This is a genomic window from Mycobacterium sp. OAE908 (genome assembly GCF_017872775.1).
Classification (GTDB): Bacteria; Actinomycetota; Actinomycetes; order Mycobacteriales; family Mycobacteriaceae; genus Mycobacterium.
Window position 1 is genome coordinate 259,011 of the sequence record NZ_JAGGJL010000003.1, and the last position, 16,450, is coordinate 275,460.

Sequence of the window (16,450 nt, forward strand, 5' to 3'; positions counted from 1 at the left end):
GATGGGGTATCTGGCTGAAGGGTTGTTCACCTCGGGCACGTCGATCGCTTACATGATCGAAGGGCTGCTCGCCGCCGTCGCCCTGGTGGCCGGCACCATGACCACCCTGGGCAAGACGTCGAAAGAAGGTGCCGGCGCCGGAATGACCCACCAGTTCCTCGTCATCGGGCTGTCGGTCACCATCTTCTTATCCGCGGGCATCGCCGCACTGATCACCCACGAGTTCCAGAGCCACGGCGTGACCAACCACGTCAACGTCCCCAACCCCTGGGGCCAGTGATGGTCGACGAGTCACCGGCCAAAGTCTGGTCCGACCAACGTGATCTGCCGATCTATCTTGGCGACGCCGGCGACGGCTTCCGGCTGCCGTTCAAGGAGCGCTGGCGCCTGCCCGACGCGTGCGCGGCGCTGATCGGCTTCATCGTCACCGGTGCCGCAGTCACGCTCAACCTCGACAGTGGGCGGGCGCTGCTGATCCTCGCCGTGGGTGTTGCCATCACCGCCGCCGCGGTGTGGCTGCTGTCGAAGCTGCCCGCTTCGCGGCCGTCGATCCGCACCCGCGTCGCGTGGTTTCTCGCCGATCTTCGGCCCCGGGTGTCGTGCTCGCATCCGCCGAATGACGCTGCCCGCCGATGAGTTCGGCCCGGTATGACTGCCCGCGCGCCGCGGTCGGCAACCTGCGGTTCACCGATACCGGGGTGTACGCCGACTATCTGTTGTCGGGACTGCCGTTCATCTTCATGGCCAAAGACGCCCAAGACCGGGTCGCCGATGTGCATGCCGAGCTGCTGCGGGCCCTGCCGTCGGGCGCCATGCTCAGCGGGCTGACCACCGACGTGTCCACCCGCAACATCGCCCGGCGGATGCTGTTCGCCCACCCCGACCTGCACCCCGCGCAGGTCGCCGCCGGGGCGGCGCTTCCCGCGCACACCCGCGACTGGGTCGCGCACTGCCGGACGTGGGAATCGGCGTTGGGCCGCAGGGGATCACGCCGCCGCATCTACTGGCTGAGCCTGCCCCTGGACTACGGCCTGAGCGGGGCAACCGCGACCGGAACCTGGCAGCGGCGGCTGACCTCGGTCGTTGGCCGGGACAAGGACAGCGCCGAGTCGCTGCACCGGTACCGGGAGCTCGCGGCGGGCATGGTGGGCGCGCTGCCGCCGTCGCTGTTCGCCAAACCGGCCAGCGCCGAACAGATCTGGTGGCACTGGAACTACACCGCCAGTCGTCACGTCTGGCGCCATCCGCTGCCGAGCACACCCTATGACATGGATGCGCGGCTGCCGGGGTCGGCGTTCACCCCGGTGTGGACGGACCCCTCCGGCGCGGGCGCCCGGGGCCGGCGCTGGCGTGCCGCGCGCAGCGACGCCGAGGTGTTCCTGCGCACCTACCGCGATCCCGACGACGGCATCCCCGACTCGTATCAAGCGTTTCTGGGCATCGAGTCGTTTCCCGACACCGGTGTGCGCTGGCCGCAGTCGACGCTGTTCAAGGTGCTCGATGACCTGAGCACACCGAGCGCCACGGTGGACTGGACGATCCACGTGACCTTCGACTCCGCCGACGTGGCGGTGGCGACCGCGCACAACGTGATCCTCAACATCAAAGACCAGGCCCGCCAGATCGGCCGCCACGCCCACAGCGACGACGAGCTGGTCCGAAAGCTGGCGTCCGGCAAGCAACTTGCCTCCGCGCTCAAACGCGGCGCCGAGCGCGGGGTGAACGCCGCCGTGCTGGTGGCCGCGGCGGCGCCCGATCCGCAGACCGTCGACACCGCGATCAGCGAAGTGATCCGGCGCTACCGCAGGCAGGGTTTGGATCTGCGGCGGCGCCGCGGCAGCCAGCAGACGTGGTGGCGCGCATTCAACCCCGGCACGGAAAGCTCTGCGGCGCTGCATGAGATCCGCAATCCGACGACCACAGCGGCGTTCGGGAAGTTCGTTCCGCTGCTGGCCACCGGGCTGGGCAACAACACCGGTGTGCCGCTGGGGGAGACGATCACCAGCCCGGGCCTGCGCGAGGTCGTGCTGCTGGATCTGCTCAACGCGCCCGCTCGTGACAATCCGGGCAACCTGGTGATCGGCGGCTCGCCGGGACGCGGTAAGAGCCAGTGCGCGAAGAACTTGATCCTGTCGTGGCTGCGGATCGGTGCGGGGGTGCATCTCATCGACCCGACCGAGGCGCGCGAGCACGAACACGCGCTGAGCATGTTCGACGACGACCGCAAGATCGTCATCGACGCCAGACGGCCGCGGTTCACCCTTGACGGGCTGCGCATCTTCCCGTTCGCGCAAGCCGCCGAACGCACGGTGGATCATCTGTTGCCGCAGATGGGCTTTTCCCCGGTCAGCCCGCAGGCCGCGCGGCTGAAGGGGCTGCTGGCCCCAGAGTCGCGGCACGCCAACGGAATCGGCACCACCAACGGACTGATCACCTTGCTGCGTGACCGCACGCGGCCCGACCGTGTCGGCGTCGACGACGACCTGCTGGTGGCCCTGGAAGGGTTGCGCGCCGAGCGGCTACTGGCGCCGATGTTCGACGACACCGCCCCGCCGCCGGATCTGTCACGGCAGCTGGTGATCTGGAACTTCGGCGGGCTGAAGCTGCCGACGGTCACCGAGGAATACCAGGCCCATCTGCACCACCAAAGCACCCCGAGCCAGCGCGCGGCCCAAGCGCTCTACGGGATGGCCGCCGAGTTGGCGCAGTCGACGTTCTTTTCCCGCGACACCGCACCCGATGTCTTCGTGGTGGAGGAGTGCGCGGCCTGGACGCACTCCCCGGGCGGGCAGCGCTGCGCCAACACCCTGATCCGCCAGGGCCGCAAGGCGTGGACACAGTTCGTCGGGATCAGCCAGGCGCCGCGCCACGACTTCGGTGTGCTCGAGGACCACTTCATCGAGCAACGAATCTGCCTGGGGTTCAAGGAATCCGCGATCGCCGAGGACACTCTGCGCTGGTGTGGCCGCGATCTGGAGCGTCACCCCAAGCTGCTGGCCGACTACGTCACCAACACCAGCCCCGCTCAGATCATGGCCTACGGCGACGACACCATCGATCACCGCCACGGCCGGGTGATTCCCGGCCGCCAGGGCGAGGCGTGGATGCTCGACGAGTTCGGCGGGTGGGGCAAAATCCGGCTGTTCTCCGCCCCGACATCGGAATTGGCGCAGCTCTACGACACCAACCCCTACCGCAGGCGGATGCGCACCGGGACCACACCGTGACGGTGCGCGTGGCGTATTGGCTGGCGCGCCACCCCCGCGTCCGACGCAACATGCGTATTTTCATTGTACTGCAGGTGCTTTCGGCGATCGCCGTGTGCACCGCGCCGACGGCCGGCGCGTCCACCAACGCCGTGGTGCTCAACTGGACGGGTCTGCACGACAGCTACGGGGTCCCCGTTGGCGACTACTACCTGTCGCTGGCCTCGGTGCGCGACCAGCTCATCGCCGCCGGGCCCCAGGGATCGGCGTGGGATCCCGCGACGTGGGGTGCGTGGATGGTGCACGGCTGGGACGTGCTGTTGACCAGCGTGGCCGCCGCCAGCATGCTGACCGCCGAGGCGGGCTTCTTCGTCGGGGTCATCACGCTGGCGCTGTGGGTGATGCGGGTGACGATCTCGACGTATTGGCTGACGGTGATCGGCGAGGTCGCCAGGGCGATCACCGCCGCGGTCATCAACGTCACCACCCGCTGGGGGCTGATCGCCGTCGCCGTGCCGGTCGGGGTGTTCCTCGGGGTGCTGGCCGTGCGGCGCGGTGAAGCGGGCCGGGGCGCGACGTTGATTCTGACCGCCCTGACCATGCCGGCGCTGGCGGTGACGGTGTTCTCCGATCCGGCCGGGATGATGTACGGGCCCGACGGGCTGCTGGCCTTCGGCCGGCGCGTCGGGTTCTCCACGGCCGAGGCAGCCACCCACAACGGGCCCGTCAGCGGCGGCGGGTTCACGGGCCAGGTCGACACCCTGACGGCCGGCCTGATCACCCACGCGGTGCGGGAACCGTTGCAGGTCTTCAACTTCGGTCACGTCGTCGACCGCGTCGGCGGCTGCGGGGCGCAGTGGTCGGCGGCGGTGCGGGCCGGGGCCTCCGATGGGCCGATCACCGCGATGGCGCGCTGCGGGGACGGCGCGGCGGTGCGCTACGCGCAGCACCTCGACGGCACCAACGTGTGGACGGGGCTGGTGCTGGTGGTCGCCGCGCTGCTGTTCGGGTGGTTCATGGTGTCGGCGGGCGCCTCGGTGTTCATGGCGTCGCTGCGCGCGCTGTACACCACCGTCAAGTTGGTGCCCAGCCTGCTGGCCGGCGCGATCTCCGGCCCGCCGCAGCGCCACGCCCAGGCGGTGGTGTGGCAGTTCTTCAAGCATGGCCTCGAGGTGACGGTGTTCATCGTGTTCGTCAGCGTGATCGGGCTGGCGATCGAACGCCTCATCGCCGCGCCGCTGCCCGCCGAGCTCGGCGGCGCCAATCCGTTCGCCCACGTCGTGATGATGGGTGCGGCGTCGCTGGCGGCGCTGTATCTGCTGCGCCATATCCGGGCCGATTTGGCCGGGCGCCCGGCCGGGCCGGGGCTGCTGGTGCGCGGAGGCCAGCTCGTCGGCGGTCTGGCGATGAGTGCGGCGGTGGGCGGGGTCAGCTCGGCCGCCGTCGGTGGTGCCCGCGGTCTGCGCGACAAGCTGGGATCGGGCGGCAAGGCGCCGTGGGAGCTGGCCGACGAGATCGCGGACAAGACGCCGCAGGAGGTGCTGGGCGAACCGCTGGACGGCTTCGATCCGGTTGCCAGCGGCGTCGACACGGTGTCGACGGGGCCCGGTGGCGGTGACCGAGCTGCGGGCGCACCGGGTTGGGGTGCTGCGGGTTCGGGGGACGGTGCTTCGGGTGTCGATCCGGTTGGCGGGGGCGATCCGGTGGGCGGTGAGGGTCAGTCGGGTGGGAGTGCCGGTGCCCGTGAGGCGGCCCCGGCGTTTCCCGGCGAGGGGGGACTGGACTGTGGAGTGCAGGCCTTCGGGCCTGCGGTCGGGCACAGCGAGGCGGTCGCGGTCGAGCCCATCGCCGAGGGGGCGAGCACCGGTGTAGGCGAGGACATTCCACTGCCGCAGGAACCCCCCGCCGACGAGGAGCCGCCACCGCCACCGGGCGAGGCCGGCTCGGCGGCGACTACCGTCGATCCCATCACCGGCAGCAGCTAGCGAAAGGGCCGCCCAGAAGTGAATTCGCCGACCGAACACCGCCGAGCGTTCGACGCGGCCATCACCCGCTTCCAGGGCGGCGACCGCGAAGGCGCGCTGGCCACGTTCACCAGGATCACCGCCGAGAATCCGGCGATGTCGGACGCCTGGATGGGTCGGCTCGCGTGTGGGGACCACAGCCTGCCCGCGCTGGCCGGTGCCCATGAGAACTCTCGCGCCCTGTACCGCGAGAGCCGCCGCATCGGTCTGGAGGACGGCGCATTGCAGGCGACCGTCGCCGCCCCGCTCTACGTTCCGCTGGTTGCGTGGTCACGCGGGACGATCGCGCTGGCGTATGCCAGCGCGTTGATCACCGCGCGGCGCTACGCCGAGGCCGAGGCGGTGCTGAGCGACGCGGCGTTGGTGGAAGACACCCAGGCCGCGCAGCTGCGCCAGTTCGTGCTAGCCGCGCTGTATCACCTCACCGCCCGCTGGACCGACGTGCGTACCGTCACCGAGGTCGCTCCGCCGCGGACCGCCACCTACACCAACCGCGAGATCACCGCGGCGACTACCGCTTTGCGCGCGGCCGCGCTGGCCAGCCTCGGTGCGCTGGCGCCTGCGTTGGAGCTTGCCGAGACGATCGACACGCCCAACCAGTTGATCACCGCCGACACCGCGCTGACGAAGGGCTGGTGTCTGCGTGAGCTGGGCCGAGAAGACGAGGCGCAGGCCGCATTTCGCACCGCGGTCGTCGACGGCGAGCTGATCCGCCAGGCCCGTGACGCGCTGGACAATCCGCACTACCGCATCGTGGTGACCGATCCGGAGTCGATCGCCAGTCGCACCGACAAATGGGATCCCACCACCCAAATCAATCCCGACCAGCGCGCCGAGGCCGAACTCGCCTCCCACCGCCAGGAAGTCTTGACGTTGGCGCAGGGCCGCATCGAGGAGCTCGTCGGGCTCGAGGCCGCCAAGGAGCAGATCGCGGTGTGGCGCACCGAGATTCAGATCGAGCAGCTGATGGCCGCCCAGGGCCAGCCCGTCGAGTCGGCCAACGAGAACCACATGGTGTTCCTCGGCCCGCCGGGCACCGCCAAGACGACCTTCGCCCGAGTGGTCGGGGAGGTGCTGTTCGGGCTGGGCAAGATCGCGCGCCCCGACGTCAAGGAGGTCACCGAAGAGGACATCGTCGTCGGCTACGTGTCGCAGACCGCCACCCGGATGAAGGAAGTGTGCGAAGAAGCCCGCGGCGGCGTGCTTTTCATCGACGAGGCCTACCGGCTGGTGCCCAAGACCGAAGGCCACTCCTTCGGGCTGGATGCGATCAACACCCTGCTGAAATACATGGAGGACTTCCGCGACGAACTCGTGGTGATCGTGGCCGGCTATCCCGAGGAGATGCAGGCCTTCCTAAAGGCCAATGTCGGTCTGGCGTCACGGTTTCACTTCACGTTGACGTTCACCAGTTACGCGCCCGAGGAGATCGTGGCGATCGGGCAGCAGATGGCCGCGAAGGAACGGCTGGTGGTCAGCCCGCAGGCGTGGTCATTGTTACGTGACGAGGCCGCGCGGCTGCGCGGAATGCGTTCTGGCAGCGGCACATTGCTCGACGTTGCGGGCAACGGGCGTTACGCCCGCAAGGTCGTGGCCGCCTGCAAGCGCGAACGCGCCCGACGCCTGCACAAGCTGGCTCCCGCACCCCAGCAGCTCGAGGAACTGGTGCGCACCGATCCGACCGTCTTGAATGTGCACGTCGATGACATGGCGCGGGCGCTGGCGGAGTCCGGTCCGGCGATGGACTGAGAGACGGGGCAGCTTGCGGGTCGTTCCACGCTAGCCATTGTGCCCGCCGATCTCAGACCTCTCCTCGGCTCGATGTCGGCTGTGAGGAACCTGTCGATTGTGGCTACCCGCGTTCGGGTATTCGGCCCTGACAGGAATCACCGGGCGCAGGAGATGCACTGATGTTGGTACAAGGACTAGTCCGGTGAGAGCCGGTCCAGTCGGTTTCATCGCTGAGCCCGCCTGATGTCATCACGGTTGCTCGGGGCCGACGCACTTGCCGCCATCCGGTTAGCAGTGGCTGCGGCAGCGGGGGTGGCGGTTGCACTACTAGTCGGTTTTGTCGTCGAGGTGAGGTACGCACCGGTAGCAGGCTGGATCACGGCCTCGGCGGTCTATCTGGTTTGGACCTGGACTGCCGTCGGGCGGATGACACCGGAGCAAACCGCGTCGCATGCGACGGGCGAAGACCCCACTCGAGCCGCCACGGGCACGATCATGGTCGTGGCGAGCATCGCGAGCCTGGCCGGCGTCGGCTACGTGTTGCTGGCTGGGTCCGCCCACGGCGGCGAAGCCGAGGCAGCGGCGGCCGTCGGGATCGCCAGTGTCATAGCGGCATGGCTGATCGTGCACACGGTATTCACCTTGCGCTATGCCCGGCTCTACTACCTAAGGCCCGCCGGCGGAATCGATTTCAACGAGGACGAGCCGCCTGCCTATGTCGACTTCGCTTATCTCGCGTTCACCATCGGCATGACCTATCAAGTCTCCGATACCGATCTGCAAAGCCGCGCCATGCGCGCGACAGCGCTGCGGCAGGCGCTGCTGTCATACATGCTCGGCGCCGTGGTCCTGGCGACCACGATCAATTTGATCGCGGGACTGGGCACACGCTGATCTAGTCCCACGCAGGCTACGCCGCTGCGGCCTGCTCCGCCGTATAAGCCCGCGACCGTGCTGACTTGCTTGATCGACGGACGTCCATGTACGTGAAATCAGCTGTCCAACAACGCTTTTCGAACCAGGCGCAGACTGTGATGCGGAAAGCGTCGCGAAGCGCGCCGTATCACGGCGAGCGCGTCGTCTCGTGCGCTCGTGATCGTCGGATCGCATGATCCGGAAGGACAGTGCGTTTAAAGTGCCGCGCAGCCAGCAGAACCGGCGGATGTTCGGTCAGTCCCTGTGTGGCCAGCGCATCGATCAGGGTGTCGACGATTCCGGAGAAGTTGACAGAGTCCAGTTTCCTACCACGCTGCAGCCGATGGCCGCCGGTACATCAGGAATGGGTGGTCCACCAGGCGTACAACTGCTCTAGCGTGGGTCTTGGCGCCTCGCCTTGAGTGACATTTAGCAGCAGTTCGCCGTCATTGGTCCACGCGACAAGCGGCTGACCGTTTCGGGTGCCGCAGAACACTGTTCCGACCATCACCGTGGGATCCGCGGTATGGCGCCAGGGGCCTGGGGACTGAATGCGACCCGGGCAGATCACGGTGACCGAGCTCGACACGGTCGCATTGAACGCTGCGCGCAGCGCTTGCGGATCGCGGGCCAGGGTGAAGGTCGCGGAGGACGGACCGTCAGGCTCGATGTTCTCGCCGCAAGCCACAACTGCGACGGCGCCGTCTGATGTCGCTGCGGGGTGGCAGCGGCCAGGTGGGTACCCAGCGGGCAACACTTGCAGGAGTCGGGTTTGAGCTTCGCTGTTGACCGGCGCCGCCGAGGACGTGGACGGTCCTGCGGTTGGACTGCTCGGTGCGGGCGAAGGCCGCATCGCCCAGATCGCAAGGCCGGCGACGACGGTAATGACTGCTGTGGCCACCGCTCCGATGAGTAGCCGTCGCGCTGGAATTCGGTGGGCCGGTTTGGGATTGATCACGGGTAGGCCAAGCTGGTCGAGCAGACCGTGCTCTTGGCGATCACCGGGCGAGGGCGCCGGCGGTGGCGGGGTCAGTGAGGTCGGTCGGTCTTCTGCCCTGTGGCGAGGCGCCCGGCGGGCGCTCGAAGTGTCCGCGTCGGATGGCAGAGGTGCTGCCGACGCGGGCGCGGTACCCCGGATCGCCTCAGCTGCTGCGTTGGTGAATTCCCGCGCCGACGCGAAGCGCTTTGCGGGGTCTTTGGCGAGGGCTTTGGCGATCACCTGATCCAGTTGCGTTGGCGCCCAGGGTAAGTGATCGGATACTCGCGGCGGCGCCGCATCGAGGTGCGCTCGGGCCGTGGCTGACTCGCCTCTGGCCTGATAGAACGGCTGCTTGCCGGTGAGGAGCCGAAACAGTGTGCAGCCAAGGGAATACAGGTCAGCCCGACCGTCGACGGGGTCACCGGCGATGACCTCGGGGGCGGCGTAGGCCAGTGTCGCGGTGAGGAGTCCGTTGACGGGTGTATCGCTGTCGCCGATGGTTCGCGCTACGCCGAAGTCACTGAGCAGGACGTGTTCGTTGTTGCCGAAGTCATTGGCGAGAAGGAAATTTGCGGGTTTCACGTCGTGGTGAACCACGTTGCGGTCGTGTGCGTAGTCGAGCGCCTTGGCGACCTCCCGGACGATGTGAACGGCCCGGATCGGGGTCATCGTCCCGTCACGCAGCGCTCGCTCAGCGTCGGTGCCCTCGACTGCATGGCGATCCACAGTTGGCCGGCGTCCGTCTCGCCGCGGCCGTAAACCGACACGATGTTGGGGTGGAACAGCATCGAGGCGATGTCGGCCTCCCGCAGGAAGCGTTCCCTGAAGCCGGGATCGCGCGAGAGCTCCGCGCTGAGCAACTTCAGCGCGTCGCGCCGCGGATGGGCCGGATGCTTGGCCAGGTACACCACGCCCATGCCGCCCGTGCCGAGCGCCCGTTCGATGCGGTATCCCGCGACCACGGAGCCGACGCCAAGAGGCATGGCCCCAGCATTACCTATCGGTGACGTCAATTGCCAACGATGCGCGCGGTGTCGTGGGTGGCTGGATCGGCGGGTCGCGCGACCGCGCCGAGGCCGTCAGCCAACTAGGGCTGCGGGCGTGGTGCCGATTGCGCCGACACCTCAACCCGCCGCACCAGAATCTCGGTGGCGGCGAGCAGTCCCAGCCGCACGAAGTTGCCCCGATGCCAGCGTGAAATCAACTGGCTTCGGTGTTCCTTGGCGGTTTTCCCACGCAGCAGCGGCACATTGATCGACGCGATCAGATACGCACTCACACCGAGAGCAGCGCTGAGCGTCGCGCTTGCCGCGGTGATTTTGCGCCGATCACCGCCGGCGCGCCACGACTTTGCGAGCACAGCTGCAGTTCCGCCGACCGCTACCGGTCCGATGGGGGCGAAGTAGCGGACAGGGCTGCCGACGCCGAAGATTCCGCCCTGCCGATCGGCGCTCGCGATCAACTCCGGAACACCCACGACGGCTTCATAGGCATTGCCGAAGAACCATGCGGCGCGCCCGAACCGCGCGATCGTGGCGGCCGCCGGGAATTCCGTGCCGTCCTCCGTCATGACCGAGAGGATACGACCGCTGTTGCGTTATTTGTATGCGTCAGTAGTTGCACAGTGAGTCGGCGTGGTCGGCACCGACGATCGGATTGCCTGAGAAGGAGAACACGACCTGATCGGGTGGGGAGTGGTGTGCGGGGTCGTAGATGGCGACTTCGTCGTAGCCCCCCGGGCTGGGTTCGATCTTGGCTTCGACGCCGTGCACCCGCGCGAGGTCAGTCACGACGTCGGGGTTGCTGACATGACCGCCGTCCCATCGGATGGAGCGCGCAAACGCCGGCTGCACCACATCGATGCAGTGTCGTTGTGCGTCGGCTCTGGGGTCATGTGTCACTGCTTTCACCAACACGATGGTGCCGATCACCGCCGACGCCAACCCAACGATCAGGCAGCTCGCCGTGCTCACTCCGCTGTACAGACCTGACGGGCTGAGGCGCTCGCGGAACTTCCAGCCCTGCTGGGCGTAGAACACGAGTCCCGGCCGGAACGCGAGGATGATGAAAAGGGCCGCCACGATGTACATGACGATGGCCAGGCCGAGCACGATCGCAACAGTAGCTGTTCAGCGGATCGGCGCCAGCCTGGATCGTTGTGAGAAGCAAGGATTAGGGCGAACCGCGGGCCTGCTCGGTCGGCGGGACAGCGGCGCTATGGCCTCAGTGCATCGATCGCCAGAGGCGTCGCAGCGAGTTGCGGTGTGCGCTATCAGACTTGGTTGTGCGGTGTTGCCCTCGTTCGTCGCTGGAGAACCGGCGACCAAGCGTCCATTCCTCACTGCGGGTGGGTTCGCTGTTGACGAGCCAGCGAATCTGAGCGTCTGCCAATCCTGCTAGGTTGCCCCCGCCGTCATGGCTGGCCAGCACGACATTTCCGCGGAGCAGCGGCACAGTATGTGCATCGAATCGTGTTGTAGCCAAAAATAACTCGGTAGCTGTGCGATTGACCGACCGGTGGATGCCGCGCAGCGCCGGCGTCAGCCAGAAGTCGATTGTGCGGTCGGTGCTGGTGAGAGATTCCAGGCAGTCTTCCTGGACGAGGTCGGCTATGTCGGAAACGCTGTCGAGCTCGACCTGGTAGAGGTCGCCGTTCTCGCAGGCGTGAAGCGTCTGGAACAAGGTGGGCTTCCGATCGTGGTGCGCTAGAGGTGATTCTACGGATCACCGCGGTGCCAGCGATGCGCTTTGTCGACGAGGTCCGCTGAACGCTCAATACGTCCCACGGTGCGGAAAGCACTGACTCATCTCTCGAAGACGCGGTGTGGCCGGGACCAGGCTGTGCGGATCGTCCCGGGCCAATTTTGCCGCAGAGACCTCTCCGCTCGATGACTTACGCTGGGTAAATGCACCCTCAGCAGGGCGGCGGAATGAGCCCGCCTCAGCAGCCGTGGGCATCGCCGCCTCAACAGCCGGTCGGCGGTCCGCTACAACCGCCTTCGTTTTCGTGGCTGGCGCTGGTCGCCGCGGTGATAGCGGTAGCCGCACTGGTGGTTGGAATCATCGGCCTGTTCCGGCCAACTTCCGGTTCTGCACCTGCATCAGGGCCAGTATCGACGGCGGCGCCGACATCATCCGCGGACACTTCGGCAGCCGATCGCGCGCTGTGTAATGCCATCGCGCCATTAATGGGGGATTACGACCGGATCTCCAACGATTGGCTGGCAACCGGCGCGACAGGAACTCCGGCGCGCGATGCGGCCCTGCCAAAGTATCGTTCGGATACCCAAGACTGGGCACGCAGTAGTCAGAACGCTCTCGACGACCACCCCGACGCAAGTCAGTTTTTCAGGCGAACATTGCAGCGCTTCATCGACGACCGAATTCTTTTGGTGCACAACATGGAGCCCGGGCCCTCGAAACCTCCCGACGACGAAGCGTGGGGTGACAGCATGACAGCTTATGGCGGGCCGTTGTTGGTGTGCGGAAAGCTGGGCATTACTTGGTAGCGACGACCGCCCCAGCGGGCATGCCAACGCGCAAGTACTCGGCGATGATCGTCGGGGGCCTCTGGCCGCTGACTGATCCCGAAACCTTTCACGCCGCTTCGGAAGTTCAACACAGCGAGGGTGTCAAGCGACTTCAGGCAGCCGACTCAATCCGAGGCGATGCGAGGCAAGTCGCAAACGAACAGTCCGGGCAGTTTGTCGATGGGTTTTGCAACTGGTGCTATGACTTCGCCGCCACCTGCACCGAGCAGGCCGACAAGTATTTCGCGATGGCTCGGACATCCGAGGAGGCGGGACGGCTGCTCTACGGATTGCGTGCGGACCTCGATGAAATCGATCAGAAGGCTCATGAGGAGATCGGCCGCCTTGAGCAACAGCCGCATGGGCTCGGCCAATCCTTATTGATCTGGTCGCAGATCGAGCAGGTCTTGGCGACTGCGCGGGCTGAGGCTATGACCAAATCAGCAACAGCGACAGCGGCGATGCAGAGCCTGGCACCCCAAGTTGCAGGCCTTGGCGCACAGTCGAACTCAGGTAAGGGCGGCGCGGGCGCGGATTCGCAACAGCCGGGTACCAGTGATCCAGTGGACCCTCAGCTTCGTCAGTTCGTGAACGAGGGTCGCGGTATGGGCGGCGGACGCGGCCCAGGCGGGATGCCGCTCACACCGCCGCCATCGAACGGCGACGACGGAGCCAATACACGTCCAACCTCGCACGAAGGACAGGGCCTATCGTCGGGACCACCTTCAGATGCGAAAGGCGGCTCGCCAGACAGCAAGGGCGGCAGTCACCCCGGCTCTGCCGGGCTCAACGGCCCGGCAGGAGGCGATGAAACATCCGCACCCGGTGGTGACGGGGAAACGCCGATACCCACCCATGTGCAAGGTGGAGACCTGAATGCGCCGCCGCCCCCGAGAGTTCCGCCCCCGCTTTCCCGCAACGCGCCGAGCGTGCCGGCCTCGCCTATCAGCAGTCCGTCCGGTGGCGGCATGCAGTTGCCTTCCGCGCCAAGCGGTATGAGTGGCGGTCTGCCCACACAGGGGTTGACGTCGCCGATGTCTGGAGGCCTGCCGACCAACGCCGCCGGCGGTATGGCGCCACCTCCAACACCAGCAGCAGAACTTTCTCGCGGTTTCAACGCCGGGTTTGGGGCCTCGGGGGGGCCGGCGGCTCCGCTGATGCCGCCGGTTCAAAGCCCGCCGCCCACAGCGGGTGGCGGTGCACCCAGTGGTGGATTCGCTTCCGGACCCGCGCCGGTGTCAGCGGCTTCTGGTGCTCCTGCGGTCACTGGGCCGCCGACCCCTGTGGCGGCACCGACATCGCCTCCGGCTGTCCCCGGCGGAGCCGGCGTTCCCGCCGGTCCGGTCGGTCCGCTACCGCCGTTCGGATCGGACATCCCAAGCGCGCCAGCACCTTCGGGCGCCGTCAGCCCAGCGGCCGGCGGCGCGAGTGGAAGCCCTGCGGCCAGCGGTATTTCGTCGTCGTCGGCTCCGGTCGCCCCCCTTCCCCCGGGTGTGGTCGGGTCAGGTGTCGGGGCCTCTGCGGGTGCCGCGAGCGAGGGTATCCGCTCGTCACTTCCCGATCCGCTGCTCGAGTCGGCCGAGCAGATCGTGTATCAGCTGCTGCACGCCTCGCGGCTGTACCTGTTCCTGGACTGGTGCGTCGGGATGTTCCGGACCCGCTCGGGAGTCGAAACGATCATCGTGAGCAGCGAAGGCACCGGCTATATCCCGCAGGGTGTCTTCGTGCCGCGTGCGGCCCGGATGTTGTTCTCTGATCCCACACTGGGTCCGCGGTTCGCCTCGCGCTGGTTCAGTTGGGCCAATCCGGCAGAGACCATGGTGGCGTTCGCGGAGCTGGTGACGACCAACAATCCCAACGTTGAATTATGGGCGCTGGCGGTTTCCACTGACCACGGTGGCTCGTCGGCACCGGCCCGTGAAGCCGGGGTCCCGCATTTCGCCGAGTGTTCAGTCAACTCGGCAGCGGCCATCCGCGACGACGCCCCCGCGATGGCCCTCGACAGCCAGCATCTGCACCGGCTGGAAACCCTCGACCACGCCGAATACACGCGGCTGATCGGTCTGGGAGACGGCCGCCGCCCCGATCAGTCCGAGGCGTGGCGCACGACAGTGACCGCTGCCGATACTACGATGCGCCGGGCGGGGGAACTCCTGGACTTCGTTGTGCCACCAGTGGTTCGGGAAGTCATCGACCTGCTGGGCAAGGGCGTGCGGGTGCCCCCTGACTGTTGGGTGAACCTTCAGTCGGCCATGCTGGAGGCGGTGGGCACGGGTGCGGCGCTGCGTCCCGGCCGGATGCCCGGCGATATGCCCGCCTCCGCGCATGCGCGCTCCTATCACGATTTGGCGCGCCTAATGGAGATGCTGCTGCTGTGGAACCTCGATGAGACCGATAACGAGATCAAGTATCCCGAACTTGCTTATCTGGCAAGACAAATCGAGTTATCTGCGGCTACGGAGTGAACCCAGCCGTGGCAGATATGCCGGGACGGTGGAGGGATGCGCAAGATTCAGGCAGGTTTAGTCACCGCAGGGTTTGTCTTCGTGGTCACCGAGTGGCTGATCGTGAGCCACACGATCACTTGGTTGTTGACAGCGGTGCTGCCGCAATGACAGAACTGTTCGGAACCTTTGACCTCGTCATCAGCACCGGGCCAGAGAATGTCGGAGGCGTCAACTCCTACGGCGGAGACCGGGGATAGCACTGTGGAACACGACAATTCGCGATGGGTGACGGCCGCGCAGCAGCAAGCGCAGAAACCTGTCGCCGGGCACGGCTGGCGACGGTGGCTCTGGCAGGCCACGCGCATCAATGTCGGCCCGTCCCCAGACGAGTTGCACTACAGCGCGCTCTACGGCCGGGTCCGGCGGCCCGCACCTGACGGGCACCAGATCGGCGTTATCGGATTGAAGGGCGGCGTCGGGCGGACCACAGTGACCGCCGCGCTGGGGTCCGCTTTGAGTCAGATTCGACGTGACCGAATCCTAGCTATCGATGTCGACCCAAGCGCCGGGAACCTGGCTGACCGCACCGCGCGCCAATCCCCAGCAACCGTCGAACACCTGCTGCACGACGCGAATGTGGTGCGCTACCACGACATCCGCGCCTACACCCAGATGACGGGCGCTGGTTTGGAGGTGCTGGCCGCCCCCGACTACGGGAGCGCCCGCCGAGAATTCGGCGCCGAGGATTGGCACGCAATCACCCGCATCGTCGGCCCCTACTACAACCTCATCCTGGCCGACGTCGGCAAAGGCCTGCACAACCCGGCCACGCGTGCGGTGCTGTCGACGATCTCCAGCGCTGTGATCGTCTGCAGCGCCACCGCCGACGGGGCACGGCAGGCCGCAGTCACGATGAACTGGTTGGGGCAGAACGGATATCACCATCTGGCCCGACGATCCTGTGTGGTGATCAGCCACCTGGTGCCCGTCAAGCCCCAGATCGATGTCACCGATCTGGGCCGCCAATACGAGCAGCTCGTGGGCCACGGCCGCGTGGTGCTCATCCCGTGGGAGGCGCACATCGCAGCCGGCAACGAGATCCATATGGACCTGGTGAGTCGTCGGTTCCGGCGCGCGATCACCGAGCTGGCCGCCGCACTCTCCGACGACTTCTCAACGCCCGCCGGCCCTGTCGCGGTCGCGTCAACCGCGCCCCCACACCGCCAGCAGGCGGGCTATGCCGGCGCGACAGCGCCGGCCGATCACGGAATCGATGCCAGCGAGGCAGTCGCGCTTTACCTCAAACACAGCCCCGGGAAGAACGACGCAGAATTCGACGCACACTACGGGCCAGACCGAGCCGAGACCGCCAGAGCAATGGTCCGGTCACTTCTCCACGAAGCAATGCGGGTGGAGCCTGACTGGAACCGGCTGACCCTCGGGCAGGCTGGCGACTACGTCAAGGCTGTGATGCACCAGCGTCATCCCGAGCTATCCGACCAAGCGCTCACTCCGATTAGCAACTCCTACACCTATTCGATGCGCTGACGCTGACCCATCGCGCCGCGCTTAGTGTGCTATCGCGGCGGCGGCCGATCCGATAGGGGCAGCGTCGATG

General features: G+C 66.9%; 12 protein-coding genes and 1 pseudogene. 9 read left to right on the top strand and 4 right to left on the bottom strand.

Going from position 1 to position 16,450, the window contains the following annotated elements; all coding sequences use genetic code 11:
* Nucleotide 1: 1 nt before the first annotated feature.
* The 6 genes from J3E61_RS33580 to J3E61_RS33605 all read left to right on the top strand — a co-directional run bounded on the left by J3E61_RS33580 (nucleotide 2) and on the right by J3E61_RS33605 (nucleotide 7,855).
* Nucleotides 2–280 carry a hypothetical protein gene (locus J3E61_RS33580; protein ID WP_210086945.1) on the top strand — a complete coding sequence of 93 codons (279 nt, stop codon included), beginning with the start codon at nucleotides 2–4 and terminating at the stop codon, nucleotides 278–280.
* Nucleotides 280–636, top strand: a complete 357-nt coding sequence (locus J3E61_RS33585; protein WP_210086946.1) for a hypothetical protein — start codon at nucleotides 280–282, stop codon at nucleotides 634–636. Before J3E61_RS33580 ends, J3E61_RS33585 begins: the two co-directional genes overlap by 1 nt.
* Nucleotides 633–3,227 carry an ATP-binding protein gene (locus J3E61_RS33590; RefSeq protein WP_210086947.1) on the top strand — a complete coding sequence of 865 codons (2,595 nt, stop codon included), beginning with the start codon at nucleotides 633–635 and terminating at the stop codon, nucleotides 3,225–3,227. The genes J3E61_RS33585 and J3E61_RS33590 overlap by 4 nt, the downstream gene beginning before the upstream one ends.
* Nucleotides 3,224–5,191 (top strand): hypothetical protein, encoded by a 1,968-nt coding sequence (locus J3E61_RS33595; protein ID WP_210086948.1) that lies wholly within the window; start codon nucleotides 3,224–3,226, stop codon nucleotides 5,189–5,191. Before J3E61_RS33590 ends, J3E61_RS33595 begins: the two co-directional genes overlap by 4 nt.
* A gap of 18 nt (nucleotides 5,192–5,209) precedes the next feature.
* Nucleotides 5,210–6,979, top strand: a complete 1,770-nt coding sequence (locus tag J3E61_RS33600; protein ID WP_210086949.1) for an AAA family ATPase — start codon at nucleotides 5,210–5,212, stop codon at nucleotides 6,977–6,979.
* A 225-nt stretch (nucleotides 6,980–7,204) separates the two neighbouring features.
* Nucleotides 7,205–7,855 (top strand): DUF1345 domain-containing protein, encoded by a 651-nt coding sequence (locus tag J3E61_RS33605; RefSeq protein WP_210086950.1) that lies wholly within the window; start codon nucleotides 7,205–7,207, stop codon nucleotides 7,853–7,855.
* A gap of 379 nt (nucleotides 7,856–8,234) precedes the next feature.
* Here J3E61_RS33605 and J3E61_RS33610 read toward each other — a convergent pair.
* The 4 genes and pseudogenes from J3E61_RS33610 to J3E61_RS33625 form a co-directional block, all read right to left on the bottom strand.
* Nucleotides 8,235–9,838, bottom strand: a pseudogene (locus J3E61_RS33610) (protein kinase).
* 104 nt (nucleotides 9,839–9,942) lie between these two features.
* The gene (locus J3E61_RS33615) at nucleotides 9,943–10,425 is read right to left on the bottom strand and encodes a DUF1772 domain-containing protein (RefSeq protein ID WP_210086951.1); all 483 of its coding nucleotides are present in this window, start codon (nucleotides 10,423–10,425) and stop codon (nucleotides 9,943–9,945) included.
* A 40-nt stretch (nucleotides 10,426–10,465) separates the two neighbouring features.
* The gene (locus tag J3E61_RS33620; RefSeq protein ID WP_210086952.1) at nucleotides 10,466–10,966 is read right to left on the bottom strand and encodes a hypothetical protein; all 501 of its coding nucleotides are present in this window, start codon (nucleotides 10,964–10,966) and stop codon (nucleotides 10,466–10,468) included.
* A gap of 112 nt (nucleotides 10,967–11,078) precedes the next feature.
* The gene (locus tag J3E61_RS33625) at nucleotides 11,079–11,537 is read right to left on the bottom strand and encodes a hypothetical protein (protein WP_210086953.1); all 459 of its coding nucleotides are present in this window, start codon (nucleotides 11,535–11,537) and stop codon (nucleotides 11,079–11,081) included.
* A gap of 248 nt (nucleotides 11,538–11,785) precedes the next feature.
* Between J3E61_RS33625 and J3E61_RS33630 the strand changes: the two genes are divergently transcribed.
* The 3 genes from J3E61_RS33630 to J3E61_RS33640 all read left to right on the top strand — a co-directional run bounded on the left by J3E61_RS33630 (nucleotide 11,786) and on the right by J3E61_RS33640 (nucleotide 16,380).
* A complete protein-coding gene (locus tag J3E61_RS33630) occupies nucleotides 11,786–12,364 on the top strand; it encodes a hypothetical protein (RefSeq protein WP_210087008.1) in 579 nt (192 codons plus the stop codon).
* A 20-nt stretch (nucleotides 12,365–12,384) separates the two neighbouring features.
* A complete protein-coding gene (locus J3E61_RS33635) occupies nucleotides 12,385–14,850 on the top strand; it encodes a hypothetical protein (protein ID WP_210086954.1) in 2,466 nt (821 codons plus the stop codon).
* A 198-nt stretch (nucleotides 14,851–15,048) separates the two neighbouring features.
* A complete protein-coding gene (locus J3E61_RS33640; protein WP_210086955.1) occupies nucleotides 15,049–16,380 on the top strand; it encodes a MinD/ParA family protein in 1,332 nt (443 codons plus the stop codon).
* Nucleotides 16,381–16,450 lie beyond the last annotated feature (70 nt).